The organism is Flavonifractor sp. An112, from assembly GCF_002161085.1.
GTDB lineage: Bacteria > Bacillota > Clostridia > Oscillospirales > Oscillospiraceae > Flavonifractor > Flavonifractor avicola.
The window spans coordinates 85,934-111,728 of sequence record NZ_NFLU01000007.1; the positions used below are offsets into that span (position 1 = coordinate 85,934).

The 25,795-nt window shown below is 56.9% G+C and carries 20 protein-coding genes; 12 read left to right on the top strand and 8 right to left on the bottom strand.

The window, feature by feature from the left end; genetic code table 11:
- Window positions 1–101: 101 nt before the first annotated feature.
- Window positions 102–1,475 carry a radical SAM protein gene (locus B5E56_RS07955; protein ID WP_087188976.1) on the top strand — a complete coding sequence of 458 codons (1,374 nt, stop codon included), beginning with the start codon at window positions 102–104 and terminating at the stop codon, window positions 1,473–1,475.
- A 42-nt stretch (window positions 1,476–1,517) separates the two neighbouring features.
- Here B5E56_RS07955 and B5E56_RS07960 read toward each other — a convergent pair whose 3' ends face one another.
- Together B5E56_RS07960 and B5E56_RS07965 are read right to left on the bottom strand one after the other, a co-directional pair.
- Window positions 1,518–2,186 carry a YczE/YyaS/YitT family protein gene (locus tag B5E56_RS07960; protein ID WP_143383147.1) on the bottom strand — a complete coding sequence of 223 codons (669 nt, stop codon included), beginning with the start codon at window positions 2,184–2,186 and terminating at the stop codon, window positions 1,518–1,520.
- Window positions 2,187–2,229: 43 nt separating this feature from the next.
- The gene (locus tag B5E56_RS07965) at window positions 2,230–2,919 is read right to left on the bottom strand and encodes a helix-turn-helix transcriptional regulator (RefSeq protein WP_242958843.1); all 690 of its coding nucleotides are present in this window, start codon (window positions 2,917–2,919) and stop codon (window positions 2,230–2,232) included.
- A 290-nt stretch (window positions 2,920–3,209) separates the two neighbouring features.
- Here B5E56_RS07965 and B5E56_RS07970 point away from each other — a divergent pair, with 290 nt between their 5' ends.
- From B5E56_RS07970 to B5E56_RS07980, 3 genes are all read left to right on the top strand, one after another.
- Window positions 3,210–3,587 (top strand): RidA family protein, encoded by a 378-nt coding sequence (locus tag B5E56_RS07970; RefSeq protein ID WP_087326604.1) that lies wholly within the window; start codon window positions 3,210–3,212, stop codon window positions 3,585–3,587.
- Window positions 3,588–3,721: 134 nt separating this feature from the next.
- Window positions 3,722–5,383, top strand: coding sequence for a tryptophanase (locus B5E56_RS07975; protein ID WP_158098692.1), 1,662 nt, complete (start codon window positions 3,722–3,724; stop codon window positions 5,381–5,383).
- Between the two features lie 192 nt (window positions 5,384–5,575).
- Window positions 5,576–6,970 (top strand): sodium-dependent transporter, encoded by a 1,395-nt coding sequence (locus B5E56_RS07980; RefSeq protein WP_087389287.1) that lies wholly within the window; start codon window positions 5,576–5,578, stop codon window positions 6,968–6,970.
- A gap of 59 nt (window positions 6,971–7,029) precedes the next feature.
- On the opposite strand, the gene B5E56_RS07985 is transcribed toward B5E56_RS07980, so the two are convergent.
- Window positions 7,030–7,518 carry a DUF6530 family protein gene (locus B5E56_RS07985; protein ID WP_087389288.1) on the bottom strand — a complete coding sequence of 163 codons (489 nt, stop codon included), beginning with the start codon at window positions 7,516–7,518 and terminating at the stop codon, window positions 7,030–7,032.
- A gap of 149 nt (window positions 7,519–7,667) precedes the next feature.
- A complete protein-coding gene (locus B5E56_RS07990) occupies window positions 7,668–9,659 on the bottom strand; it encodes a fructose-1,6-bisphosphatase (RefSeq protein ID WP_087389289.1) in 1,992 nt (663 codons plus the stop codon).
- Window positions 9,660–9,813: 154 nt separating this feature from the next.
- Here B5E56_RS07990 and B5E56_RS07995 point away from each other — a divergent pair, with 154 nt between their 5' ends.
- The 3 genes from B5E56_RS07995 to B5E56_RS08005 are packed head-to-tail and all read left to right on the top strand — an operon-like array spanning window position 9,814 to window position 13,776.
- Window positions 9,814–10,248 (top strand): MarR family winged helix-turn-helix transcriptional regulator, encoded by a 435-nt coding sequence (locus B5E56_RS07995; protein ID WP_087389290.1) that lies wholly within the window; start codon window positions 9,814–9,816, stop codon window positions 10,246–10,248.
- Entirely contained in the window at window positions 10,245–11,981 is a 1,737-nt protein-coding gene (locus B5E56_RS08000) for an ABC transporter ATP-binding protein (RefSeq protein ID WP_087389291.1), read from the top strand. Before B5E56_RS07995 ends, B5E56_RS08000 begins: the two co-directional genes overlap by 4 nt.
- Window positions 11,974–13,776: an ABC transporter ATP-binding protein gene (locus B5E56_RS08005; protein WP_087389292.1), complete on the top strand. Its 1,803-nt coding sequence runs from the start codon at window positions 11,974–11,976 to the stop codon at window positions 13,774–13,776. Before B5E56_RS08000 ends, B5E56_RS08005 begins: the two co-directional genes overlap by 8 nt.
- Window positions 13,777–13,978: 202 nt before the next feature.
- Here B5E56_RS08005 and B5E56_RS08010 read toward each other — a convergent pair whose 3' ends face one another.
- The 4 genes from B5E56_RS08010 to B5E56_RS08030 all read right to left on the bottom strand — a co-directional run bounded on the left by B5E56_RS08010 (window position 13,979) and on the right by B5E56_RS08030 (window position 19,996).
- Entirely contained in the window at window positions 13,979–16,120 is a 2,142-nt protein-coding gene (locus tag B5E56_RS08010; protein ID WP_343214239.1) for a sodium-translocating pyrophosphatase, read from the bottom strand.
- Window positions 16,121–16,252: 132 nt separating this feature from the next.
- Entirely contained in the window at window positions 16,253–17,689 is a 1,437-nt protein-coding gene (locus tag B5E56_RS08015) for a TrkH family potassium uptake protein (RefSeq protein WP_087389294.1), read from the bottom strand.
- Entirely contained in the window at window positions 17,686–19,077 is a 1,392-nt protein-coding gene (trkA, locus tag B5E56_RS08020; RefSeq protein ID WP_087188964.1) for a Trk system potassium transporter TrkA, read from the bottom strand. Before trkA ends, B5E56_RS08015 begins: the two co-directional genes overlap by 4 nt.
- A 229-nt stretch (window positions 19,078–19,306) precedes the next feature.
- Window positions 19,307–19,996, bottom strand: coding sequence for a hypothetical protein (locus B5E56_RS08030; RefSeq protein WP_087389296.1), 690 nt, complete (start codon window positions 19,994–19,996; stop codon window positions 19,307–19,309).
- 248 nt (window positions 19,997–20,244) lie between these two features.
- On the opposite strand from B5E56_RS08030, the gene udp reads away from it, so the two are divergent.
- The 5 genes from udp to B5E56_RS14615 all read left to right on the top strand — a co-directional run bounded on the left by udp (window position 20,245) and on the right by B5E56_RS14615 (window position 25,696).
- On the top strand, window positions 20,245–21,015 hold the full coding sequence (gene udp / locus B5E56_RS08035; protein WP_087389297.1) for a uridine phosphorylase: 771 nt from the start codon (window positions 20,245–20,247) through the stop codon (window positions 21,013–21,015).
- 224 nt (window positions 21,016–21,239) lie between these two features.
- Entirely contained in the window at window positions 21,240–21,674 is a 435-nt protein-coding gene (locus B5E56_RS08040; RefSeq protein WP_242955454.1) for a MarR family winged helix-turn-helix transcriptional regulator, read from the top strand.
- 78 nt (window positions 21,675–21,752) lie between these two features.
- The gene (locus B5E56_RS08045) at window positions 21,753–23,495 is read left to right on the top strand and encodes an ABC transporter ATP-binding protein (protein ID WP_087389298.1); all 1,743 of its coding nucleotides are present in this window, start codon (window positions 21,753–21,755) and stop codon (window positions 23,493–23,495) included.
- Window positions 23,485–25,374 (top strand): ABC transporter ATP-binding protein, encoded by a 1,890-nt coding sequence (locus B5E56_RS08050; RefSeq protein ID WP_242958846.1) that lies wholly within the window; start codon window positions 23,485–23,487, stop codon window positions 25,372–25,374. The genes B5E56_RS08045 and B5E56_RS08050 overlap by 11 nt, the downstream gene beginning before the upstream one ends.
- A gap of 175 nt (window positions 25,375–25,549) precedes the next feature.
- Complete coding sequence (locus tag B5E56_RS14615) at window positions 25,550–25,696, top strand: hypothetical protein (protein WP_158094694.1); 147 nt, start codon at window positions 25,550–25,552, stop codon at window positions 25,694–25,696.
- Window positions 25,697–25,795: the final 99 nt, after the last annotated feature.

The following is a 25,795-nucleotide window of genomic DNA, read 5'->3' on the forward strand; positions in this document are numbered from 1 at the left end:
TTGGACATGAAACGGGTTTTGTCTATTTTCAATTTTCGTCAGAAAAGGTATCATGACACACAATGATAGGTATTGTTATGCCGTGAAAGGGGAAAATAAAGATGAAAATTCCTGACAGTCTGAAGCGCTATGGCCTGGCCAAGGTGTTTGATTATCTGGATAAAGACCCTATGAACAATATGAGCAAGGTTATGGACCTGGTCAATAAGTTCTCCGGGGACACCCTGTCCACTCAGCGTGAGGCGTTCGACAAGGCCATCAACGACAAGGATTCCTGCTGGCACCAGCTGATCGAGAAGGTCTGGACCCAGACCGACCCCGATGTGCTCAAGACCGTGTTCAACAACTTCTTCGTCAACGCCAACCTGGTGGGCTGGCCCAAGCAGGAGAAGATGCGTGAGAAGTACGGCTGCAACATTCCCTGGGCCATTCTGCTGGACCCCACCTCTGCCTGCAACCTGCACTGCACCGGCTGCTGGGCGGCGGAGTACGGCAATAAGCTGAATCTGTCCTTTGACGATATCGACTCCATCATCACCCAGGGCAAGGAACTGGGCATCTATATGTACATCTACACCGGCGGCGAGCCCCTGGTGCGCAAGAAGGACATCATTGCCCTGTGTGAGAAGCACAATGACGTGGCCTTCCTGTCCTTCACCAACGCCACCCTCATTGACGAGGAGTTCTGCCAGGATCTGCTGCGGGTGAAGAACTTCATTCCCGCCATCAGCCTGGAGGGCTTTGAGGAGGCCAACGACAGCCGCCGCGGCCAGGGCGTGTACGAGAAGGTTACCAACGCTATGGCCCTGCTGAAGAGCCATCACCTGCCCTTCGGTATCTCCACCTGCTACACCAGCGTCAACTACAAGGACATCACCAGCGAGGAGTTCTACGACAAGATCATCGACCTGGGCGCCTACTTTGTGTGGTTCTTCCACTATATGCCTGTGGGCAACGATGCCGCTCCTGAGCTGATGCCCACCCCCGAGCAGCGTGAGGAGATCTATCACCGCATCCGCGCCATGCGTCAGACCAAGGGCATCTTCGCCATGGACTTCCAGAATGACGGTGAGTATGTGGGCGGTTGTATTGCCGGCGGCCGCCGTTACCTGCACATCAATGCCAACGGCGACGTGGATCCCTGCGTGTTTATCCACTACTCCGACTCCAACATCCACGAAAAGACCCTGCTGGAGTGCCTGCAGTCCCCGCTGTTCATGGCCTACCATGACAACCAGCCCTTCAATGACAATATGCTCCGTCCCTGCCCCATGCTGGAGAACCCCGAGCGCATCGAGGAGATCGTCAACAAGACCGGCGCTCACTCCACCGATCCTCAGTCTCCCGAGACCGTGGAGCACCTGACCTCCAAGACCCACCCCTACGCCGACAACTGGAAGCCCACCGCCGACAAGCTGTGGGCCCAGTCCCACCCCCAGTGCGGCGGCTGCACTGCCTGCAGCGGCAACAAGTAATTACATAAAAAAATTCCTCCGTCTCAGGACGGAGGAATTTTTTTATCCGTGGGAAGGGCTGTGCATTCTGCTGGCCAGATTGCGGAAGCTTTCCATCAGATTTTCCTGATGAACCTCTGCCGCGCGGAAGCGGAAGAGGGCAAAATTCAGATTGAACAGGGTACCCAACACGATAGCGGAGATAACTGTGCCGATTCCCACCTGGCCGCCCAGCAGCCAGCCGAGAATAATGACGCCGATTTCCACCACTGCCCGGCATAGGCCCACGGACCGTTTGGTCTTGCGGGCCAGTGCCACCATCAGGGAATCCCGGGGACCGGCGCCCAGAGCCGCCTTCATGTACAGCCAGGTCCCGATGGCCAGCAGTTCCAGGCCGCCCAACAGCATCAGAATGCCGGAGAACAGGTTTTCCATCAGAGGAATCCATCCCTGGGCCAACATATAATCGATAAAAATGGCACATAGGGTGATATTTAAAATTGTACCCAGGCCGAAACCCTCGCCAAATAGAATGGCAACACCGATGGCGGCCGCGCCTACGATGATGGAGGCGGTGCCGTAAGTGATGCCGAAGGTTTGGGCCATACCCTGCTGCAGGACGCTCCATGGCTCCAGGCCAATGTTGGCCTGCAACATCATAACGATACCCACCGCGCTGATCACCATGCCCAGAACTACCCAGAGCAGCCGGCGGGGATAGTGATAACCCATCTTGATCTTACCTCCCATAGAACTGAGGAAAAGGGGAGAGACCTCAGGTCTCTTCCTTGCGGATCGCACTCAGGTAACGATATACGCTGGCCTGGGAACATTCCAGAGCGTCGGCCACATCCTTTACGGCGCCCTTGAGCAGGAAAACGCCCTCGCTGTCCAGTGCGCCGATGATCTGAATGCGTTCTTCGGAATTGAGACGGTCCGCCGTGATGTTTCTGCGGTCCAGTTCCCGAAGTACCGCCTCGGTAGCCACACCGTGGATGGAGTTGTGGAAGCGCTCTGCCGGAGCAAAACGGTCTGCCACAGTCTCATCCACCTGAAAATTGGTATCAACAAAATGATCGGGGTGGCAGAGCCGCAGTAAGGCATCGCTCACTGCCTGGAATCGGCTGTCATCAAAATTGATGCACAGCATTCCGATCAGCTTGCCGTCGTGTTTGATGAACATGGTGGAAGAGCGCAGGGTCTTGCCGGTGCTGGATACTCCTAAATAGTGAAGGATATAGTCCTGATTCTCATAACTTTTGTCCCGCAGAATGCGCAGGGCAACATTGGTCAGAGGGGCGCCCACCTCGCGACCACTGACGTGGTTGTTGGCAATGGCGACGATGGAGCGATCTTTGTCGGTCAGATCATGAAGGGCTACCTCATAATCGGGACCCAGGGCATAGCCCAAAAACTCAGTCAGCTTGATGTAATGCTGCAACAATGGACTGGCCAATCGGCTCACCTCTATCCTTGATATTCGGCTTGGATTCTCTCTTATTCAAAAGACGCGACAAATTTTATACAGTTTATAATTAGTATAGCCGATAACAGGCGCAATGTCAAAACAAGATTAGAATAATTTTCTCACGGCAAAAAAATTTTTAAGTTTAAGCAAAAAATTTGTATTGATAATTCCTACAAAATATCAAAGTTAAATTGTAAAATCGTACGAAATACACAAAAGTGTGTTGACAAAAAATTCTCTCCGTGATAAATTACTGTTGCCAAGTGAAAAGGAGGCGGAAAACAAACATGAAGAAAATCGTCAATACCGACAAGGCGCCTGCGGCCATCGGCCCTTACGCTCAGGCGGTTGAGATCGACGGTCTGGTCATCACTTCCGGCCAGCTGCCCATCGATCCCGCTACCGGTGCGTTCCCCGAGGGCATCGCGGAGCAGACCCGTCAGTCCCTGACCAACGTGAAGTCCATCCTGGCCGAGGCTGGCCTGGGCATGGATAAGGTCGTCAAGACCACCGTGTTCCTCAGCGACATGAACAACTTCGGCGCCATGAACGAGGTGTACGCCACCTTCTTCGGTGAGGGCGGCTATCCTGCCCGCTCTGCTGTGGAAGTTGCCCGTCTGCCCAAGGACGCCCTTGTGGAGATCGAGGTTATCGCAGTCAAGTAAAGTACCCTATCAACCACATTCGGAAAGGTTACTGTCCGCCAGTTGCAGGAGCCGGAACCACCGGCTTCCGACGACCGGGGTATCCTCTAGTAAAAAGATGGCGCAAAGCGCCAAATTAAATGGAGGTAAACAAAATGGACAAGAATGTGAAGCACTATCCTCTGGCTCAGAATGTTGAGATGCCCCAGCACTGCGCCTTTGCGGTGCGCGACCTGCCCCAGGCCACTGTTGAGCAGCGTGAGCGCGCTCTGAACGCCACCCACTGGAACGAGTTCTCCTTCCCCTCCGGACTGCTGACCGTTGATATGCTGTCCGACTCCGGCACCACCGCTATGACCAACCAGCAGTGGGCGACTCTGTTCCTGGGCGACGAGGCCTATGGCCGCAACACCGGCTACTATGTGCTTCTGGACACTTTCCGCGACATCTTCGAGCGCGGCGGCGAGAAGAACTGGAAGAAGAGCATCGACCTGGTCCGCACCGACTGCCGCGACCTGGAGAAGATGATGGACGAGCTGTTCCTCTGCGAGTACGAGGGCGGCCTGTTCAACGGCGGCGCCAAGCAGATGGAGCGCCCCAACGCCTTCATTATCCAGCAGGGCCGTGCCGCTGAGTCCGTGCTGATGGAGATCGTGAAGAAGATCCTCACCGCCCGTCATCCCGGCAAGGTCTTCACCATCCCCTCCAACGGTCACTTCGACACCACCGAGGGCAACATCAAGCAGATGGGCTCCATTCCTCGTAACCTGTACAACAAGGAGCTGCTGTACGAAGTTCCCGAAGGCGGCAAGTACGAGAAGAACCCCTTCAAGGGCAACATGGACATCGAGAAGCTGGAGCAGCTGATCAATGCCGTGGGCGTGGACAACGTGCCCCTGATCTTCACCTGTATCACCAACAACCCCATCTGCGGCCAGCCTGTCTCTATGGCTAACATCCGTGAGATCAACCGCGTGGCCCACAAGTATGACATTCCTCTGGTCTTCGACGTGGCCCGCTGGGCTGAGAACTGCTACTACATCAAGATGAACGAGGACGGCTACGCCGACAAGTCCATCGCTGAGATCGCCACCGAGATGTTCTCCTACTGCGACGCCTTTACTATGTCCGCCAAGAAGGACGGCCACGCCAATATGGGCGGTATGCTGGCCTTCCGCGACAAGGGCCTGTTCTGGAAGAAGTTCTCCGACTTCAACGAGGACGGCACCGTCAAGACCGACGTGGGCGTGCTCATCAAGGTCAAGCAGATCTCCTGCTACGGCAACGACTCCTACGGCGGTATGTCCGGCCGTGACATCATGGCTCTGGCTGCCGGCCTCTACGAGTCCTGCGACTTCAACTATCAGCATGACCGTGCCATGCAGTGTGAGTACCTGGCTCAGGGCTTCTACAAGAACGGCGTTAAGGGCGTTGTTCTGCCCGCTGGCGGCCACGCTGTGTACATCAACATGGACGAGTTCTTCGACGGCAAGCGCGATCACACCACCTTTGCCGGCACCGGCTTCTCCCTGGAGTTGATCCGCCGCTATGGTATCCGTGTGTCCGAGCTGGGCGACTTCTCCATGGAGTACGACCTGAAGACTCCCGAGCAGCAGGCCGAGCTGGCCAACGTGGTTCGCTTCGCGATCGACCGCAGCCGCCTGACCAAGGAGCACCTGGACTACGTCATCGCTGCTGTGGCTCAGCTGTACAAGGATCGTGAGTCCATCCCCAATATGCGTATCGTTTGGGGCCACAAGCTGCCCATGCGTCACTTCCACGCCTTCCTGGAGCCCTATCCCAACGAGGAGAAGTAAGATCTCTCTACCCAAATTCTGGACAATTTTGTGTGACCGCATGACGTGGTAACAATGCGGCCAATCTGGCGGGACCGGCGCCCAACAAACAGAATAGTCCGTTTGTTGGACGCCGTCTCTTTTGCAATGCAAAGGTTTTATTTCGTTGCCGCTCCTCCGGGAGCTGCGGCGAAAGAATGAGAGGTGTAATTTATGGCAACTCCCGATACGCTGCAAAATCAAGATGGCTTCAAGTCCCAATTTGGCTTTATCATGGCTGCTGTGGGCTCCTGTGTGGGTATGGCGAACGTGTGGCGCTTCCCCATGCTGGTTTCCCGGTACGGCGGTTTGACCTTTCTGATCCCCTACTTCATCTTCGCATTCATCATCTGCCAGTCCGGCATGATGGAGGAGTTCTCCCTGGGCCGCTGGGCCCGCAGCGGCCCCTCCGGCGCCTTCGGCAAGGCCATGGAGAACGGCGGCCACTCCAAGAAGCTCGGCGAGTGGATCGGCGGCGTGCCCGTGCTGGGCTCCCTGCTCCTGGCCATCGGCTACTCCGTGGTCATGGGCTGGGTGTTCGCCTACACCAAGATGGCCATCACCGGCGAGCTGACCGCCATGGGTACCGATATGAACGCTATCGGCGGTACCTTCGGCGCCATGGCCCCTGAGGCCGATACCCTCCCCGAGGCTCTGCAGATGACCTTCGCCACCGGCGGCGCCAACAACTTCTGGATCATCATCGGCGTCGTGGTCTCCCTGGTCATCATGCTGGCCGGCGTGTCCGGCGGCATCGAGAAGTCCTGCAAGATCATGCTGCCCATCCTGTATGTCCTCTTCATCGTGCTGGCCATCGTGATGATCTTCATCCCCGGCACCTCCGCTGGCTATCAGTACATCTTCACCTTCGACCCCAAGGGCCTGCTGAATCCCCAGGTCTGGGTCTACGCCTTCGGTCAGTGCTTCTTCTCCCTGTCGGTGGCAGGCTCCGGCTCCGTGGTGTACGGCTCCTATCTGGGCGATGACGTGAAGATCCGCCAGTCTGCCATCATCTGCGCCATCCTGGATACCTCCGCGGCCCTGCTGGCCATGTTCATCATCATCCCCGCTATGGCCACCACCGGCGCCGACCTGGGCAACGGCGGCCCCGGCCTGATGTTCATCTATGTGCTCCCCGTGTTCAACGGCATGGGCGGCATCGCCAGACTGATCGTCATCTTCTTCTACGTGGCCATCCTCTTCGCCGGTGTCTCCTCCGTCATCAACCTGTTTGAGACGCCCGTCAACTTCCTGCAGCAGCAGCTCCACCTGAAGCGCTGGATGGCCGTGGGCCTCATCCACGTCGTGGGCGTGATCGTGGCGCTGCTGATCCAGCCCTGGACCTCCCAGTGGATGGACATGGTCTCCATCTACATCCTGCCGCTGGGTGCTGTGGCCGCCGGCATCATGTTCTTCTGGGTCATGAAGAAGAAGGATGCCCTGGCCGCCGCTCAGCTGGGCTCCGACAAGCCCATCATGAAGTGGTTCCTGCCCTTCGGCAAGTACGTCTTCGTCCCCCTGTGCCTCCTCTGCTTCGTGCTCGGCATTGCCTGGGGCGGCATCGGCTAATCTGCCAAGCAGTTACAAAATAAAAATGGTCCGCTGCATTTGCAGCGGACCATTTTTTATTATCCATGATAGCCCAGGTCAGCCAGCAGGCGGGCCAAAACCTGCATTCGTTCTCCCAGCAGATCACCATCCCGAGCCAACGCATCCCGAAAGAGTGCAATATCCTCGCAGATATGGTCGTTGCCGGTACATACCTCTACCGTCATAGCGTCTCCCTGGAGACCCACCCGGTCGATCTGAGGGGTGTCCGGATCATACAGAGCAGGGAAGCGGTAGCTCTCCTCCCGAATGTAGTGGACTGCCCGGCAGGTGAGGATAGCCAGGTCCAGCACCCGGTGGAGGGGGAGCTCCTCCGACTGGCGGGACCACTTTTCACCAGTGTGCCGCCAGACTTTGGCGGAGATATCCACCCGGCCCCGGTCATTCCATTGGGCCAGGCCAAGGCTCAGACCCTGGGCGTCGGTTTGATAGGCGCTGCGGCCGTCAATATTGCTGTAGTCCTCGGCTACAAAGACCGGCTTGTGCTTCAAATTGGTAGGGATTTGCATGGTTACCTCCTAATAACAAGTTAGTTATTTACTAAATTACTAAATTAGTAAATGAAGTTTAACACAAAAGGGGGAGCGCAGTCAAGAAGATAACCAGTTGGGTGAGCAAAAAATGCCGGCCGCATTTGCGGCCGGCATTTTTTAATAAGTCAGTCCTTGTGGTCTTCTACGATCTCACCATTGCGGAAAGCCTGTACCAGAGCCATCAGATCGTCGATCTGCTCCTGGAGCTGGCGGCCCACGTCAGTCCCGGCGATTTTCAGCCGGGACTCCAACCGCTCGAACACCACCGAGGAGGAAGCGATGTCCTGGTTTTCCCGGATGGCGTTGGCCCGTCCAACAAAGGGCTCGTGGGAGACCAGCCGGAAGCAGGCGGAGTTGTAAATCAGCGTGTAGCCCGCAATGCCGGTGGTTTTCTGATAGGCTTTGCAGAAGCCGCCGTCGATAACCAGCAGCTTGCCGCCTGCCTTCATGGGGCTCTCGCCCTTTTTGGACTTTACCGGGATGTGCCCGTTGATGATGTGGCAGTGAGGTCCCTCCAGACCGAACTGCTTCAGCAGGAACTCACACACAGCGGGGTCGTTGTACAGTTGATAGTAGGCGTTTTTGGGCTCGGTCCAGGTGGACTCATCCAGAATGAACCGGCGCTCAAAGGTAGTCATACGGTCACGGCCAAAGATGGGGCTGTTGCGGCCTGCCCACAGGAACCACAGAAAGTCCATGCCGAACTCCCGTTCTTCCGTGCCCGGTTTGCTGTAATAGGCCCGGCGGGCGTTGGTATCGGCATAATCCAGAAAGTCTTTGCCGGACAGGGTCACACCGCCGATGGTAAAGGACTGGAGCTGACCATCCTCCGTCATGGGGATGCAGCCGTGGAAGAGCAGGTTGCCGTTGTAGACCTTGTACAGACTGCCCTTGGAGTAAAGGAAGCGGATGTGTCGCTGGAGCTTTTCACTGTGGAGGAAGGAGCTGGTCAGCTGATTGATGAGGGTACTCTCTTCCTCAGTGAGGGTATAGGGATCGTTGGGGTCTACAGTGGGGAAGTCGGTATCCTCCATGGGATAAGTGGTGCCATTGATGGTGATGCACTTATTCTCATAGTCGATCTTGTCCAGCAGCAGCCGGTCCGCCATACCAAAGCAGGGGTTGCGCAGCAGTTTCTGCCCCTCCAGCTTGAAGAGAATGATGGTAATGGCCTTGTGCATTCGGGCGGCAAGCAGCTTATCCTTTTCCGTGTAGTGGGCGGCGTCTTCGTTAGTCAGCTTCACCTCAAAACAGTGGACATCGCAGTCCTTGTATACCTCGTTGGCAAAGACCGACAGAGGCCGCAGGGAGATGCCGTAGCCTGTCTCGATGACCTCCAGGTTGTTGTAGCGCAGGGAGTTGGCCAGTACGGTGGCCACCAGGGTGCGGGAGCCGGAGGCGGCACCCATCCACAGCACGTCGTGGTTGCCCCACTGGATGTCCACGCTGTGGTAGTCCATCAGAGAGTCCAGAATGATGTCCGCCCGAGGACCACGGTCAAAGATATCGCCCACCAGATGAAGATGGTCCACCGCCAGTCGCTTGATGAGCTCGCACAGCTGCACCAGGAAGTTGGAGGCCCGGTCGATGTCGATAATGGTGGAGATGATGTTCTCGTAATAGTCCCGCTTGTCCATGTCCTCATAGTGAGTATGGATCATTTCATCAATGATGTAGGCGTACTCAGGAGGCATAGCCTTACGGACCTTGGAACGGGTGTATTTGGAGCTGACCAGCCGGCACATCTCGATCAGGCGGTGAAAGGTGATGCGGTACCACTCCCGCATATCGGTGGTCTCCCGCTCGATCTCCTCCAGTTTTTCCTGGGGATAGTAGATAAGAGTGGCCAGCTGGTCCAGATCGGCCTTGGATACGGTGGTGGCAAACAGGCTGTCCAGCTTCTCGCGTACCACGCCGGAAGCCGAATTCAGGATGTGAAGGAAGGCCTCATACTCGCCGTGTACGTCGGAGATAAAGTGCTCAGTGCCTTTGGGCAGGTTCTGAATGGCGTGGAGGTTGATGATCTCGGTGCTGGCAGCCTGGACATTTGGGTATTGTCGGGCCAGCATTTTCAGGTAGTGCAGGTTTTCCGGACGGTATGCTTTCTTACCTTCCATGGGAGGGCCTCCTTTTGGATGTCGTTGCCAATATTATCCCACTTTATGCCTCCGGTTGCAAGTAGAATCCAACCATTGTTGGACTTGACAGTGTAAAATCTCGGGATATAATTGATACGTCAATCGTTGATATGTCAATTAGGAAGGTGAGTGGATGGAAAAGACATTCCATATGCTGCTCTACCGGGCTTTTCATGCCCAGCGGGGGGCGTTGCGTCCCTGCCTGGCGGAGGTAGGACTGGGAACCGGTCAGCCCAAACTGCTGGGTTATCTCAGCCAGCATGGTCCCAGCCGCCAGCGTCAGCTGGCCGACTACTTTGAGATCGATCCGGCGGCGGTATGCCGGATGCTGGACAGCCTGGAAAAGGGTGGCTTCGTGACCCGATGCGGGGATGGGCAGGACAAGCGCCGGGACCGAATCGAGATCACTCCTGCTGGTCAGACGGCCTATGATGCCTGGCGGACCTGCTGCCGTACCATGGAGGAACGGATGCTGGAGGGGTTTACACCGGAGGAGCAGGAGCGGTTTGCCGACTATCTGAGTCGGGCGTACCGCAATCTGAAGACGGCAGGGGAGGGACGGCCATGAAAGAACTGAAACGCCTGCTGTCCTATTTGGGCCCCTACCGCCGGGACCTGTTTCTGGGCGGATTGTTGGTGCTGGTGGAGACGGCTTTTGAGCTGGTGATTCCCGTGCTGATGGCTGACCTCATTGACGTGGGAGTAGAGAACCGGGATCTGAATTATATTGTGGTCAAGGGTGTACAGATGGGCGTATGTGCTGTACTGGCTTTGATCACCGGCCTGCTGTATGCTCGGTTTGCCGCCCGGGCGGCCTACGGCTGGGGCGCCCGTATCCGGGAGGCCCAGTATGAGCGGGTCCAGGACTATGCCTTTTCCAACCTGGACCGATTTGAAAGTTCTTCTCTGGTTACCCGTATGACCACTGATGTGACGGTGCTGCAAAATGCCATCAACGGCGGACTGCGGCCCATGGTGCGCAGTCCGGTGATGCTGGTGATGGGGTTAGGGCTATCCTTCTGGATGAATGCCCGGCTGGCCCTGATTTTTGTGGTGACTGCCCCCATTCTGGCACTCATCCTCTTCTTTGTGGTGCGTAAAGTAGCGCCCATGTATGGCAGACTCCAGAAGGCCATGGATAAGCTGAATAATGTGGTTCAGGAGGGTCTTACTGCCATCCGGGCGGTGAAGGCTTTTGTGCGGGGGGAGTATGAGGAGGAGAAGTTCCAGTCGGTCAATGAGGAGCTGATGGCCACCAGTCAGCGGACCTTCCACTTTGCGGTACTCAACCTGCCCGCCTTCCAGTTCACGATGTATACTGCCATCGTGCTCATTCTGTGGTTCGGCGGCGGCATGATCCTGGGCGGCAGTCTCCAGGTGGGGGAACTGACCGGCTTTCTCAGCTATGTGCTTCAGGTAATGAACTCCTTCATGATGATTTCCAACGTGTTCCTGCTGCTCACCCGGTCTCTGGCCAGTGCCCATCGCATTGCGGAGGTATTGGAGGAGAAGCCGGCCCTTGTTTCCCCGGCTCAGCCGGTGGAGAAAGTGCCCGACGGCAGCGTGGACTTTGAGAGTGTGTCCTTCAAGTACCATACCGACGCCAGGGAGTATGCTCTGTCTGGGGTAAATTTGCATATTAGAGCAGGACAGACTGTGGGTATCCTGGGCGGCACAGGCTCTGCCAAGACTACCCTGGTACAGCTCATTCCCAGGCTATACGATGCCACGGAAGGTACTGTTCGGGTTGGTGGGCACGATGTAAAGGACTACGACCTGACAGTTCTGCGGGATGCGGTGGGCATCGTGCTCCAGAAAAATGTGCTCTTCTCCGGTACTGTACGGGAGAACTTGAAGTGGGGAGACCCGGATGCCGGCGATGAGACCCTGTGGGCGGCTTGCCGGGCGGCCTGCGCCGATGAATTTTTGGAGCGGATGCCGAACGGCCTGGACACCGACCTGGGACAGGGGGGCGTCAACGTCTCCGGCGGACAGAAACAGCGGCTGTGTATTGCACGGGCGCTGTTGAAGAACCCCAAGATCCTGATTTTTGACGACTCCACCAGCGCGGTAGACACTGCAACGGAGAGCAAGATCCGGGGGGCTCTGACCAAGCTTACCGGTGTGACCAAGATCATCATTGCCCAGCGAGTCACCTCTGTGATGCACACCGATCTCATCGTCATCCTGGAAGACGGCAGAATTCACGCCGCCGGCACCCATAGGGAGCTGCTGGAGCATGATCCCATCTACCAGGAGATTTACGCATCCCAGATGAAAGGAGGGGAGGACCGTGGCTAGGCAGCTAAGCGCAAAAAAGCCAAAGCACCTGGGTTACACCATTCGCGCCCTTCTGTCCTATCTGGGAAGACACAAGTTCCTGCTGCTGGCGGTAGCGGTGTTGGTTACTGTCAGTGCTCTGGCCAACCTGCTGGGCACCTATATGATCCGACCGGTGGTCAATAACCTGGCTACAGGGGGGATGGAAGCCCTGCTGAGAGGGGTGGCCATCACTGCCCTCATCTATCTGGCGGGAGCCCTGGCGGCCTGGGGCTATACCCAGACCATGGTGAAGGCGGCACAGAAGGTACTTTACGATATCCGCCGGGACTTGTTCGCCCATCTCCAGAAGCTGCCCCTCCGCTTCTTCGATACCCGCCGCCACGGCGACGTGATGAGCTACTTCACCAACGACGTGGACACCATTTCGGATGCCCTGAACAACAGCTTCGCTATGGTGATCCAGAGTTTCATTCAGGTAGCAGGTACCCTGACCATGCTCTTCATCCTCAACTGGCGGCTCACCCTGGTAGTAGCGGTGTGCTATGTAGTCATGTTTCTCTATATCCGCTATAGCGGAAAGCGAAGCAAGGCCTACTACAACAAGCAGCAGCGTGCATTGGGTGATCTGGACGGCTATATTGAAGAGATGGTGGCAGGCCAAAAGGTGGTCAAGGTATTTAACCACGAAAAAGCCAACCTGCGGACGTTTCGAGAGAAAAACGAAGCGCTTCGCAAGGCGGGCACCGGTGCTCAGAGCTACGCAGCCACCATGATCCCTGCGGTAGTGAGCATCTCCTATATTAACTATGCCATTGTGGCTGCCCTGGGAGGCTATATGGCCATGGCAGGCATGACCGACGTGGGAAGCCTGGCCAGCTATCTGGTCTTTGTGCGTCAGGCCGCCATGCCCATCAACCAATTTACCCAGCAGACCAACTTCCTGCTGGCTGCCCTGGCTGGCGCCGAGCGGGTTTTTGAGGCTATGGACCAGACTCCGGAGATTGACGACGGTCAGGTGAGGTTGGAAAAGCGCGACGGGGGCTGGGTTTGGCGCAAGCCTGACGGCTCTGAGGTGCCCTTGCGGGGGGATGTCCGCTTTGAAGGTGTCACCTTTGGTTATGATGCCGGTCACCCCATTCTGAAAGACATCAGCCTCTTTGCCAAGCCAGGCCAGAAGATCGCCTTTGTGGGCTCTACCGGCGCGGGCAAGACCACCATCACCAATCTGATCAACCGCTTCTACGATGTGCAAAAGGGGCGGGTGACCTATGACGGCATTGACGTGAAGGACATCCGGAAAGATGATCTGCGGCGATCCCTGGGCATGGTGCTTCAGGATACCCACCTCTTTACCGGAACCATTGCGGATAACATTCGCTTTGGCAAGCTGGATGCCACCATGGAGGAGGTGGAGAAGGCGGCCAAAATCGCCAACGCTGATTCCTTCATCCGCCGCTTGCCCCAGGGCTACGACACTATGGTGACGGCAGACGGAGCCAATCTGTCTCAGGGCCAGCGGCAGCTGCTTGCCATTGCCCGGGCGGCAGTGGCTGACCCACCGGTACTCATTCTGGACGAGGCAACCAGCAGCATTGATACCCGCACCGAGGCCCTCATCGAAAAGGGAATGGACCAGCTGATGGAGGGGCGGACGGTGTTTGTGATTGCTCACCGGCTGTCCACGGTCCGTAATGCTGACGCTATTATGGTGCTGGAACAGGGTCAGATCGTGGAGCGGGGCAGCCACGAGGACCTGCTGGCTCAGCAGGGAGAATATTATCAGCTGTACAACGGTATATTTGAACTGAGCTAAAAGGGCATAAAACTTCATGCGCCAAGAGCACACCACGAAAACGGGCGAGGCTTGTGGCGCATGAAGTTTATGCGCATATGGGCCGTCCCGGCCCATGCGCTTTGATTTCATGGCCGTGCCGCTGAAAGCGGCATATGGCCAATTTTGCTATGCTTTTGCATAGCAAAAAAGGACGCCGTCAGGCGTCCTTTTTTATGCTGGATTAGAACAGGTGAATGGTGGTGATCAGGCCGGAGAACACGATGGAAACGGTGGAGCACAGCTTGATCAGGATGTTCAGAGAGGGGCCGGAGGTGTCCTTGAAGGGGTCGCCCACGGTGTCGCCGATCACGGCGGCCTTGTGGCAATCGGAACCCTTGCCGCCGTGGTGGCCGGCCTCAATGTACTTCTTGGCGTTATCCCAAGCGCCGCCGGCGTTGGACATGAACACAGCGACCACGAAGCCGGTGACAGTAACGCCGCCCAGCAGGCCCACAACGGCCTCAGCGCCCAGGATCAGGCCCACGATGACGGGGACGATAATGGCCAGCAGGGAGGGGATAACCATCTCATGCAGAGCGCCCTTGGTGCACAGGTCCACGCAGGAGGCGTAGTCAGGATCGGCCTTGCCTTCCATGATGCCGGAGATCTCACGGAACTGACGGCGAACCTCCACCACGATGGACTGGGCGGCACGCTGCACGCCGCTCATGGTGAGGGCGGCGAAGATGAAGGTAAGCATGGCGCCCACGAACAGACCTACCAGCACGGCGGGGTTGGTGAGGGACAGGTCCATGGCGTGGTCCAGCTTGCCCTTGACCACGTCCACATAGGAGACCAGCAGAGCCAGAGCGGTGAGGGCGGCGGAGCCGATGGCGAAGCCCTTGCCGGTGGCGGCGGTGGTGTTGCCCAGGGAGTCCAGAGCGTCGGTACGGTTGCGGACCTCCTCGCCCAGGCCGCTCATCTCGGCGATGCCGCCGGCGTTGTCGGCCACGGGGCCATAGGCGTCAGTGGCCAGGGTGATGCCCAGGGTGGACAGCATACCCACGGCGGCGATACCAATGCCGTACAGGCCCTTGGAGAAGAGCAGCTCATAGTCGGCGCCGCCGGTGGTCAGAGAGCCGCCGGAGGCCAGGAAGGAGACGATGATAGCGATGCCGATGATGATGATGGGAGCGGCGGTGGAGAGCATACCCAGGGAAATACCGCCGATGATGGTGGTAGCGGCGCCGGTCTCAGTGGAGTCGGCCAGGCCCTGGGTGGGCTTGTAGGTGTCGGAGGTGTAGTACTCGGTGAAGTAACCGATAGCGCAGCCAGCCACCAGACCGGCCAGGATGGAGATGTAGGGGCCCCAGGAACCCATGATGAAGTAGGTGATGGGGGCGGCGGCGATTGCGGCCAGAACAGCAGCGGTATAGGTGCCCTTACGCAGGGTGGCCAGCAGGGACTTCTGGGTGGCGTTCTCCTTGGTGCGGATCAGGAAGCTGCCCAGCACGGAGCAGATCACGCCCACCACGGCAATGACCAGGGGCAGCAGCATGGCGTTCCAGGTCATGTTGTCGCTGGCATAAGCGGCAGCACCCAGAGCGAAGGTAGCCAGAATGGAACCCACGTAGGACTCGTACAGGTCGGCACCCATGCCGGCCACGTCGCCCACGTTGTCGCCCACGTTGTCGGCGATGGTAGCGGGGTTACGGGGGTCATCCTCGGGAATACCGGCCTCAACCTTACCCACCAGGTCGGCGCCCACGTCGGCGGCCTTGGTAAAGATACCGCCGCCTACGCGGCCAAACAGCGCCATGAAGGAAGCGCCCATACCGAACATAACCATGGTCTGGGCGATCTTGGCGGCTTCAAAGTGAGCAATGTACTTCAGAATGTGGAACCAGATGGACACGTCCAGCAGGCCAAGACCCACCACGGTGAAGCCCATGACGGCGCCGGAGGAAAAGGCCACGTTGAGGCCCCGGTTCAGGCTCTCATGAGCGGCGTTGGCGGTACGGGCGTTGGCGGAGGTGGCGATTTTCATGCCAACAAAACCAGCCAGGCCGGAATAGATACCGCCGGTGAGGAAGGCGAAGGGGATAAACCAGTTATCCAGCATATCCACTCCTGCCAGAATAAGTAAAATCACGAAGACTACAATAAAGATCTTTGCGACGGTGGTATACTGGCGCTTAAGGTAAGCGTTAGCGCCTTTGCGGATAGAGGCGGCGAGCTTTTGCATCAGTTCGGTGCCTTCAGAAAACTTTAGCACCTTCCTTGATTGGGCTACGGCGAAGATTAGCGCGATAAAAGCGCCTACTATACCAAGCCAAAAGAGGTTTTCGATCATCTTACCCAACTCCTTTAATTCGGAAACCATTGTAGCGCAAGGGTTTCCGGTTTTACAGACAACATTATAATACCTCAAAATACATCCGTTTGGCAAGAGTATTCAAAAAAGAAAGCGTCAAATCCGAGGATTTGACGCTTTGGACAAAAACGAATGGACAGTTTAAGACCGTTTCCATGCATTTCCGCTAAAGAGCACCAGAATGGGCAAAACCTCAAGGCGGCCCACAATCATGCACAGGGAAAGCACCAGTTTGGAGAAGCCGGAGAAGAAAGCGTAGTTGCCCATGGGGCCTACCAATTCCAGACCGGGACCGATGTTGCCGATGCAGGAGACCACCGCAGTAAAGGTGGTACCGAAGGAGTTGTTGTCCACAGAGACCAAGAGTGTGGCGCCCAGGGTGATAAAGATATAGGCGGCAAAAAAGATCTGGACGGAACGAAGGGCGGTCTCGTCCACTACACGACCGTCCAGTTTGACCACGTTGACGGCCCGGGGATGGATAACCTGGCGGATCTCCCGCTTGATGCAACGGCCCAGCAGCAGGACACGGGAACACTTGATAGCGCCGCCGGTGGAGCCGGCGCAGGCGCCGATAAACATGAGCAGCACCAGCAGGGTTCTGGAGAACTCTGGCCATAGGTTGAAATCCGTGCTGGCGAAGCCAGTGGTGGAGATGATGGAACCGACCTGGAAGGCGGCATGGCGGATGGATTCTCCGCCGGTGGGGTAAAGATTCCAGATATTGATGGAGATCAGCGTGATACTGGCAAAGACTACGATCAGGAAGAAGCGCAACTCGTCACTTTTCAGTACCTGCTTCACCTTTCCGCAGAGCAGCAAGAAGTAGAGGGAGAAGTTCACGGAGAACAGCAGCATAAAGATCGTAATGATGATCTCAATGGCGGGACTGCCGTAGGCGGCAATGGAGATGTTTCTGGTGGAAAAACCGCCGGTGCCTGCTGTGGCGAAGGAGTGAACGATGCTGTCATACCAGGGCATCCCGGCGATCTTCAGAATGATGATCTCAATGGCGGTCAGACCGCAGTAGATCCCGTACAGGATTTTGGAGGACTGGCTACTCTTGGGAACCAGCTTGCTGACTACAGGGCCAGGACTTTCGGCCCTCATCAGGTGGAGAGTGCGGGATCCCAGACTGGGCAGCAGTGCGATGGTAAGAATAAGCACGCCCATACCGCCCAGCCAGTGGATGAAGGAGCGCCAGAACAGAATGCCGCGGGGCAGCGGCTCCACTGCGGTCAGAATGGATGCACCGGTGGTGGTAAAGCCGGAGACAGCTTCAAAAAAGCAGTCTATGTAAGAGGAGAAATAGCCGCTGAAATAGAAGGGAAGCGCGCCGAAGGCGCCTACCAGCAGCCAGATCAGCGCCACCGCGAAAAAGCCTTCCCGGGTAAAGAAGTGGTCGTCACTGGGCAGAAGGGAAAGCGCGAAGCCGATTACCATGACCAGCGGTATGGTGAAGAGAAAGGGGGTGGGGTCTTCCTGATAGATCAGGCACACCAGCACCGGCAGCAGCATGGTGATGGCCTCCACCATCAGGGTCTTTCCGGCTACTTTAAATACCAGTCTGAAGTTCATTGTGCCGCCCCCAGATCCAGCAGAGAGTCCTCATAGATATCATTGAGGTCCAGAATGCCGTGGTTGCGGGAGATCAGAATCACCGTATCGCCCGCGGAAATGGAACTGGAGCCGTCAGGAATGATGATCTTGCCCTGGTGGACCAGTACGGCAATGAGGATGCCCTTTTTCAGCCGCAGATCCTTCAGCGGCACGCCCTGATTGTGGGTAGTCTCATTGGCGATGAACTCCAGAGCTTCCGCGTGTCCGTCGCAGATCTTGTACAGGGCGTTCATCACGCTGCCTTTGGAATTCTGCATTCCGCGGACCACCTGAAGAATGTGGCTGGCGGTGATGAGCTTGGGGGAGATCACACTGTCCAGACCGGCGGCGTGGGCGATGCTGGCGTAGTTCTGCCGGTTGGACTTGGCCACCACCTTTTTGATACCCTGCTGCATGGCGTAGAGGGAGATGATGATATTGTCCTCGTCCCGGTCGGTGAGGGCAATAAAGGCGTCGGAAGCGCTGGCGTTTTCCTCCTCCAGCAGCTCCTGGTCGGTGCCGTCGCCCTGAATAATGAGGGCCTGGGGAAGCACATCGCTGAGGTGACGGCAGCGCTCCGGGTTACGCTCCACGATCTTGACCTGCATTCCCATCTTGAGCAGAATGCTGGTCAGATAATGGGCGATGCGTCCGCCGCCGATGATAAAGGCGGAATGCAGCTTGGGAATGTGCCGTCCCAGCAGGCGGAAGAAGGCGGTCAGGCCGGCGGGCTGACCCACCAGATAGAGCCGGTCGCCTACCCGGGGAATAAAGGTGCCGTCAGGAATGATGACCTCGCCGTCTTCCCGCTCCGCCGCGCACAGGAGCATGGGCAGCTCCCGGATCTTGCTGGTCTGGGCGGACAGAGGCTGGTCGGCCAGGAAGTCGCCCTCCCGCACCCGGAAGCCGATTAACTCCACCCGCCCCCGGCAGAAGGTTTCGATGTTGGCCGCGCTGGGGAAACGAAGCAGGCGGGAGATCTCCACGGCGGTGGCATTCTCCGGGTTAATGGCCAGATCAATGCCCAGTTCCCGCTTCATGTGGGACAGCTCCATGGCATACTCCACATTGCGTACCCGAGCGATGGTAAATTTGGCGCCCAGCTGTTTGGCGGTGAGGCAGCAGACCATGTTGACTTCGTCCAGGCTGGTGGCGGCGATGAGCACGTCTGCCGACTCAACACCCGATTCCTTCAGGGCGGAGATGGAGGCGCCGTTGCCCTTGACGCACATCACGTCCAGAGATTCTGAGGCGTGGCGCAGGGCGTCGTCGTTGGTGTCGATTACCGTGACGTTGTGCTCCTCCTGAGACAGATGCTCTGCCAGTGTAAAACCGACCTTTCCATCTCCCACAATGATGATCTTCAAGCAATATCCATCCTTTCAGGGGTCGGGGTCCCCTTGTAGACGCTCTATATAAATCAGGCGAGAGCGGTCCATTCATGATGTATGATCGTAGCCTCCATCTTAACGCAATCTGTCAGTAGATGCAAGTATTCTTTCATCATTCCGACAAACTTCGGGAAAGCAAAAGAAAGATTTCTCGGAACAAAAATCTGCCGGTCTGTGACCGGCAGATTGGGCGGCGGCAGGATGATTAACTGGTCCATTCGCCGTGGATGATGCCCACCAGGTACCAGTCGTTGTTCCAGATCTCAAAAACCAGCTTGAGAGAGCACCAGTCAAAGCCCTCCAGCGCGGGATCGATACCAGGGAAGTGGTATTCCACAAAACGACCGTTGGGATAGGCATCAGCCACGTTTTCCAGGGCGTTTCCACTGATTAGCACGGTATCAATCCCCACCTGGGGAGCTTCGGTATAGTCGGTGTTAAAAACATAGCGGGCAAAATAGTCCTTGGAGGTGCAGCGGATGGGGGAGCCGGAGCCCACAGCCAGACCCCAGGTGTAGAGCTGTTTATCTTCCGCTAAACCGGCCACCTGATCTTGCGAGAGTACATTGTCACAGGAATAGTCCACGGTGGAGTAAGGCGTCAGGGTGACCCCCCGCCTGGGATGGACCAGCTGGGAGAGCGCGGAATAATCTTCCTGCTTGAGTGCCTCCAATACCTGACTGGCACGCTCCAGGAGCAGCGTATTGTCGTTGACATCCAAGGGTGGCTCCGTAGGAACAGCGGAGGCGTAGGTATGCTGATTATAGGCGACAGTAGGAATGGAGGAAGAGACAGCAGCGGAGTTATTAGAGGAAGAGAGAGACAGTCCCACCATAGAACCCAGAACCAGTCCGCACAGCAGAGCCAGTACGGTCATTAGGGCTGCCCGCTTCATATTCGCCGCCTCCTTTTAAATCGAGATGTCTGCCGGACCAGGTAAAAATGCAGCCTGTCCTTCAGCAGAACTATTCTAAAACGGATGAAACAAAAATACAACAACAAAACGTTACAAAAAGGAGAGATATTTGTGCACCTTGCAAAGGGGAGCAGAAACTGATATAATACAGTACGCTCATCCGTGGACCATACCCGGTCTGATCCGGGGATGAAAGGGATGTATGCGACACCGAGGAGGTATCCGAGATGCATGAACATGAATTGCAGTTCCATATAAAATGTAAGCAGGGCGACGTGGGCCGCTATTGCTTTCTGCCTGGTGATCCGGGCCGCTGCGAGAAGATAGCCGCTTATTTTGATAATCCGGTGAAGATTGGCAGTAATCGGGAATATACCATTTATACCGGCACGCTGTTGGGCGAAAAGGTGAGCGTATGCTCCACCGGCATCGGGGGTCCCTCCGCTGTGATTGCCATGGAGGAGCTACATAACATCGGGGCGGATACCTTTATTCGTGTAGGTACCTGCGGCGGTATTGCTCTGCCTGTCAAAAGCGACGATGTGGTGATTGCTACCGGCGCGGTGCGCCACGAGGGTACCAGCCGGGAGTACGCGCCCATTGAATTCCCCGCCGTGTCCGACTACGAAGTCCAAACCGCTCTGGTCAAGGCGGCCAAGAATCTGGGGAAGCCGTGGCACGCTGGCGTGGTCCAGTGCAAGGACTCTTTCTATGGGCAGCACAGTCCGGCCCGGATGCCGGTGGCTCAGGAACTGCTTTATAAGTGGGAGGCCTGGAAGCGCCTTGGGGTTCTTGCCTCTGAGATGGAGTCGGCGGCTTTGTTCTGCTGCGCCGCCGCACTGGGCGTGCGGTGCGGCTCCTGCTTCCATGTGATCTGGAATCAGGAGCGAGAGGCCGCCGGACTGGATCAGACCGAGAGCCACGACCTGTCCGCTGCTCTGGAGGTTGGTATCGAGGCGGTTAAGCTGTTGATCGAGGCCGACAGGGAGAAAAACTGAAAATGCCTGCATCAGGGCCTGCCGCAATATGCGGCGGGCCCTTTTTTGCTGCTGTACAGCGCTCCCCAAACGGGTATGTTTGTCTGACAATATACCGGATATCGTAGCAAATTCGGTAACAGAATTACGGGGAGATCAACTTATGTGTTTTGTTAATGTTGTGCATTGACAACTGTTAGCAGACAAACTAAACTAAACATAGTACAGAAAAAGGAGATGACGTGATGCGGCAGGAGCGCCATGTGGGCTATGAGATCAAAGCCCTGTCCAATCTGCTGCGGCGAAAGGTTTTGGAGATGACCTGCACACCGGAAGGAGACGATTTTACCGAGATGCAGGTGAAGCTGCTGGGTTTTTTGTGTCATAATCGGGACCAGGAGATCTGCCAAAAGGATATTGAGGAAGCCTTCTATATCCGGCGGTCTACGGCATCCCGGCTGCTCAAGCGGCTGGAGGCTCAAGGCTTTATCGTGCGGCAGTCAGTGGAACGGGACGCCCGGCTCAAGCGGGTGACCACCACTGCCAAGGCGGATGCGCTCCATCAGGAGATCATCGATCGGATCAACAGTGTGGAAGACCTGTTGACCCAGGGGCTGAGTCAGGCGGAGGTGGAGCAATTCCTCAGCACGGTGGAAAAACTGAAGCAGAATCTGATGTAAGCCGTCCGTGTGGCGGCTTACAGTGCGTCATTCCTGCGTAGACTGTGGTTTACGCGCAAATCCTAAGGAGGGAACCCTATGAAGAAGAAACGCGGCTTAATCAGCTGCATTGGGGAATTCAAGACGGCTACCATCCTTACACCCATCTTCGTGATCGGAGAGGTGGCCTTCGATGTACTGATTCCCATGATGACCGGCAAGCTGCTGGATGAAGGCGTCAGAGCGGGCAATATGAGCCGGATCATTCAGTATGGCCTGCTGGTTGTGGCCATGGCATTGATGGCACTGCTGTTGGGTGGCCTGTCCGGCCGGTTTGCGGCCCGGGCATCCACCGGCTTCTCCCGCAATCTGCGCCGAGAGATGTATCAGAACGTACAGAAGTTTTCTTTTTCCAACATCGATAAGTTTTCTACCGGCGGTATCATTACCCGTCTGACCACTGATGTGACCAACGTGCAGATGGCCTTTATGATGATTATCCGTATTGCGGTGCGCTGCCCCATCATGCTGATCTGCGCCTGGTTCCTTACCTTTACCCTCAATCCCAAGCTGGCGCTGATCTTCTTGGTGGTCATTCCTATTCTGGCAGCGGGTATTCTGCTCGTTATGAAATCGGCCCACCCTGTCTTCGAGCGTGTGTTCAAGAAGTATGACTGGCTGAACAACGTGGTGGAGGAGAACCTGCTGGGCATCCGTGTTGTGAAGTCCTTTGTGCGGGAGGATCATGAGAAGGAGAAGTTCGGCAAGGTGTCCAATGAGATCTATATGGACTTCTCCAAGGCGGAAAAGATGGTGGCATTCAATATGCCGCTGATGCAGATCTGTGTCTACGCCTGTATGCTCACTGTGTCCTGGATTGGCGCCAACCTGGTGGTGGGCGGCGAGCTGACCACCGGACAGCTGACCAGTATGTTCAGCTACATCATGATGATCCTCATGAGCCTGATGATGCTGTCCATGGTGCTGATGATGATCATTCTGGCCCGGGCTTCTGCCGAGCGAATCGTGGAACTGCTCAACGAGGAGAGCGACCTGAAGAACGGCCCCGATCCCATCTATGAGGTGAAGGACGGTTCCGTGGGCTTTGAGAACGTCAGCTTCAGCTACGCCAAGGACCCCACCAAGGAGTGTCTGAAGGACGTGAATCTCACCATCAAGTCCGGCGAGACCGTGGGCATTCTGGGTGGTACCGGTACCTCCAAGACCACCCTGGTCCAGCTGATCCCCCGTCTGTACGATGCCACTGAGGGCCGCGTGCTGGTAGGCGGCGTGGATGTGCGGGACTACGATATGGAGGCTCTGCGTGAGCAGGTGGCCATGGTGCTCCAGAAGAATGTGCTTTTCTCCGGTACCATTAAGGAGAATCTGCGCTGGGGCAACAAGGAGGCCACCGACGAAGAGATGGTCCGGGTGTGTAAGCTGGCCCAGGCTGATCCCTTTATCCAGGAGTTCCCAGACAAGTACGATACCCACATCGAGCAGGGCGGTTCCAACGTGTCCGGTGGCCAGAAGCAGCGCCTGTGTATTGCCCGGGCTCTGCTGAAGAAGCCCAAGATCCTCATTCTGGATGACTCCACCTCTGCAGTGGACACCAAGACCGACGCCCTGATCCGCAAGGCGTTCCGGGAGGAGATCCCCGACACCACCAAGTTCATCATTGCCCAGCGTATCTCCTCCATTGAGGACGCCGACAAAATCCTGGTGATGGACGGCGGCAAGATCTCCGCCATGGGTACCCATGAGGAACTGCTCAAGACCTGCGAAATTTACCGCGAGATTTATGAATCCCAGACCAAAGGAGGCGGCGAAGATGAAACCTGATATGAGACAGAAGCCTCCTGTGAACCGCTCCCGCACGATACGCCGCCTGATGCAGTACGTCAAGCGGGGGTACGGGTTCCGGTTCCTGCTGGTGCTGGTGTGCATCCTGATCAGTGCCATCGCCTCGGTGTCCGGCTCCCTGTTCCTGGGCTCCCTCATCGATGACTATATCACCCCTCTGATGGCCATGGACAATCCAGTGTTTGATGGCCTGCTCCATGCCCTTGTTCTTATGGGCTGCCTCTATCTTGCCGGTGCCCTGTGTGCCCTTGCCTACAACCGTCTGATGGTTACCATCTCTCAGGGCGTGCAGAAAAAGATCCGAGACGACCTGTTCGGTCATATGCAGTCCCTGCCCATCAAGTATTTTGATACCCACGCTCACGGCGACGTGATGAGTGTATACACCAACGACGTGGATACCCTCCGTCAGATGTTTTCCCAGAGTATCCCCCAGGTCATCAACTCTCTGATGATGATTGTGGTGGCCTTTGTGGGCATGATCTTCACCAATCTGCTGCTTACCGGCGTGGTAATTCTTTGCATCATCGGTATGCTGCTGGTGACCCGGTTCCTGGCCGGCCGCAGCGGCCGCTACTTCATTCGCCAGCAGGTGAAGCTGGGCGATCTGAACGGCTATATTGAAGAGATGATCAACGGCCAGAAGGTAGTCAAGGTTTTCTGCCATGAGGAGGAGGCCCAGGAGGGCTTTGATAAGGTAAACGACGCCCTCTTCGAGAGCGCCGACAAGGCCAATAAGTACGCCAACATCCTCATGCCCATCCTGATCAATATCGGCAACGCCCAGTATGTCATCATCGCCATGGCCGGCGGTGCTCTGGCCCTCAGCGGCATTGGCCCCGGCATCACCCTGGGCGTCATCGCTACCTTCCTCCAGCTGTCCAAGAGCTTGTCCAACCCCATCAGCCAGATCTCCCAGCAGCTCAACTCGGTGGTTATGGCTCTGGCCGGCGCCCAGCGTATCTTTGATCTGATGGATGAGCCTGCTGAGGAGGACCACGGCACCGTGACTCTGGTGAATGTGGCCTTTGACAAGGATGGTACCCTCCATGAGACCGACGAGCATACCAACCTGTGGGCCTGGAAGGTACCTCAGGAGGACGGTTCCGTCCAGTATGTGAAGCTGGCCGGTGATGTGCGCTTTGACCATGTGGACTTCGCCTATGAGGAGGGCAAGACCATCCTCCACGACATCAGCCTCTTTGCCAAGCCTGGCCAGAAGCTGGCCTTCGTGGGCGCCACTGGCGCAGGCAAGACCACCATCACCAACCTGATCAACCGCTTCTATGACATTGCCGACGGCAAGATCCACTACGACGGTATCTCCATTAACGATATCAGAAAGCCCGATCTGCGCCGTTCTCTGGGCATCGTGCTTCAGGATACCAACCTGTTTACCGGTACCGTCCGGGAGAACATCCGCTACGGCAACCTGAACGCCACCGATGAAGAGGTGGAGGCTGCCGCTGTGCTGGCCAATGCCGATGACTTCATCCGGCGGCTGCCTCAGGGATACGATACCATGCTGACCGGCAACGGTGCCAACCTGTCCCAGGGCCAGCGGCAGCTCATTGCCATTGCCCGGGCCGCCGTGGCCGATCCCCCGGTGATGATCCTGGACGAGGCAACCTCTTCCATCGATACCCGTACTGAGGCCATTGTCCAGCAGGGTATGGACTCCCTCATGTGTGGGCGCACCGTCTTTGTCATTGCCCACCGCCTGTCCACCGTACGCAACTCCGACGCCATTATGGTGCTGGATCACGGCCGTATTGTGGAGCGAGGCGACCACGAGGACCTGATCGCTCAGCAGGGCCTCTACTATCAGCTGTACACCGGCGCGTTTGAGCTGGAGTAAGCAAACCCTCTCTTTGCGGCGGGCCGCCCCGGTCATACCGGGGCGGCCCGCTATTTTTTCCTTCAGCACGCACCACCTCCGGAGCGCGGCATAGTATGGAATGAGACCGGGCCGGACAGCGGGAAGCTCCGCCGCCAGCTCCAGGTTTCTAACATTTAAACCGGGAGGTACTTCTATGATGGGGTGCAATAATGGTTGTGGCTGTGGCTTTGGCGGCGGTAGCTGCCTGTGGATCATTCTGATCATCATCCTGCTGTGCTGCTGCTGCGGCGGTGGTAATAGCTGCGGCAACAACTGCGGCTGCGGAAACAGCTGCTGCTGAGTCCATACCCATAGAAAAAACCGGGGGGATGCCAAACAAGGCATCCCCCCGGTTCGTCTGTCCAGTCCCCGGAGCGCATAGAATGGCAGAAAGGGGGGA

Bases quoted from the DNA above. Each gene is read 5' to 3' on its own strand.
- B5E56_RS14615 (WP_158094694.1), top strand. From the start codon at position 25,550: ATGATGGGGTGCAATAATGGTTGTGGCTGTGGCTTTGGCGGCGGTAGC.
- udp (WP_087389297.1), top strand. From the start codon at position 20,245: ATGCATGAACATGAATTGCAGTTCCATATAAAATGTAAGCAGGGCGAC.
- B5E56_RS07975 (WP_158098692.1), top strand. From the start codon at position 3,722: ATGGACAAGAATGTGAAGCACTATCCTCTGGCTCAGAATGTTGAGATG.
- B5E56_RS08045 (WP_087389298.1), top strand. From the start codon at position 21,753: ATGAAGAAGAAACGCGGCTTAATCAGCTGCATTGGGGAATTCAAGACG.
- B5E56_RS08000 (WP_087389291.1), top strand. From the start codon at position 10,245: ATGAAAGAACTGAAACGCCTGCTGTCCTATTTGGGCCCCTACCGCCGG.
- B5E56_RS07960 (WP_143383147.1), bottom strand. From the start codon at position 2,186: ATGGGTTATCACTATCCCCGCCGGCTGCTCTGGGTAGTTCTGGGCATG.
- B5E56_RS08030 (WP_087389296.1), bottom strand. From the start codon at position 19,996: ATGAAGCGGGCAGCCCTAATGACCGTACTGGCTCTGCTGTGCGGACTG.
- B5E56_RS08015 (WP_087389294.1), bottom strand. From the start codon at position 17,689: ATGAACTTCAGACTGGTATTTAAAGTAGCCGGAAAGACCCTGATGGTG.
- B5E56_RS07995 (WP_087389290.1), top strand. From the start codon at position 9,814: ATGGAAAAGACATTCCATATGCTGCTCTACCGGGCTTTTCATGCCCAG.
- B5E56_RS07980 (WP_087389287.1), top strand. From the start codon at position 5,576: ATGGCAACTCCCGATACGCTGCAAAATCAAGATGGCTTCAAGTCCCAA.
- B5E56_RS07985 (WP_087389288.1), bottom strand. From the start codon at position 7,518: ATGCAAATCCCTACCAATTTGAAGCACAAGCCGGTCTTTGTAGCCGAG.
- B5E56_RS07955 (WP_087188976.1), top strand. From the start codon at position 102: ATGAAAATTCCTGACAGTCTGAAGCGCTATGGCCTGGCCAAGGTGTTT.
- B5E56_RS07970 (WP_087326604.1), top strand. From the start codon at position 3,210: ATGAAGAAAATCGTCAATACCGACAAGGCGCCTGCGGCCATCGGCCCT.
- B5E56_RS08040 (WP_242955454.1), top strand. From the start codon at position 21,240: ATGCGGCAGGAGCGCCATGTGGGCTATGAGATCAAAGCCCTGTCCAAT.
- B5E56_RS08050 (WP_242958846.1), top strand. From the start codon at position 23,485: ATGAAACCTGATATGAGACAGAAGCCTCCTGTGAACCGCTCCCGCACG.
- B5E56_RS07990 (WP_087389289.1), bottom strand. From the start codon at position 9,659: ATGGAAGGTAAGAAAGCATACCGTCCGGAAAACCTGCACTACCTGAAA.
- B5E56_RS08010 (WP_343214239.1), bottom strand. From the start codon at position 16,120: ATGGTTTCCGAATTAAAGGAGTTGGGTAAGATGATCGAAAACCTCTTT.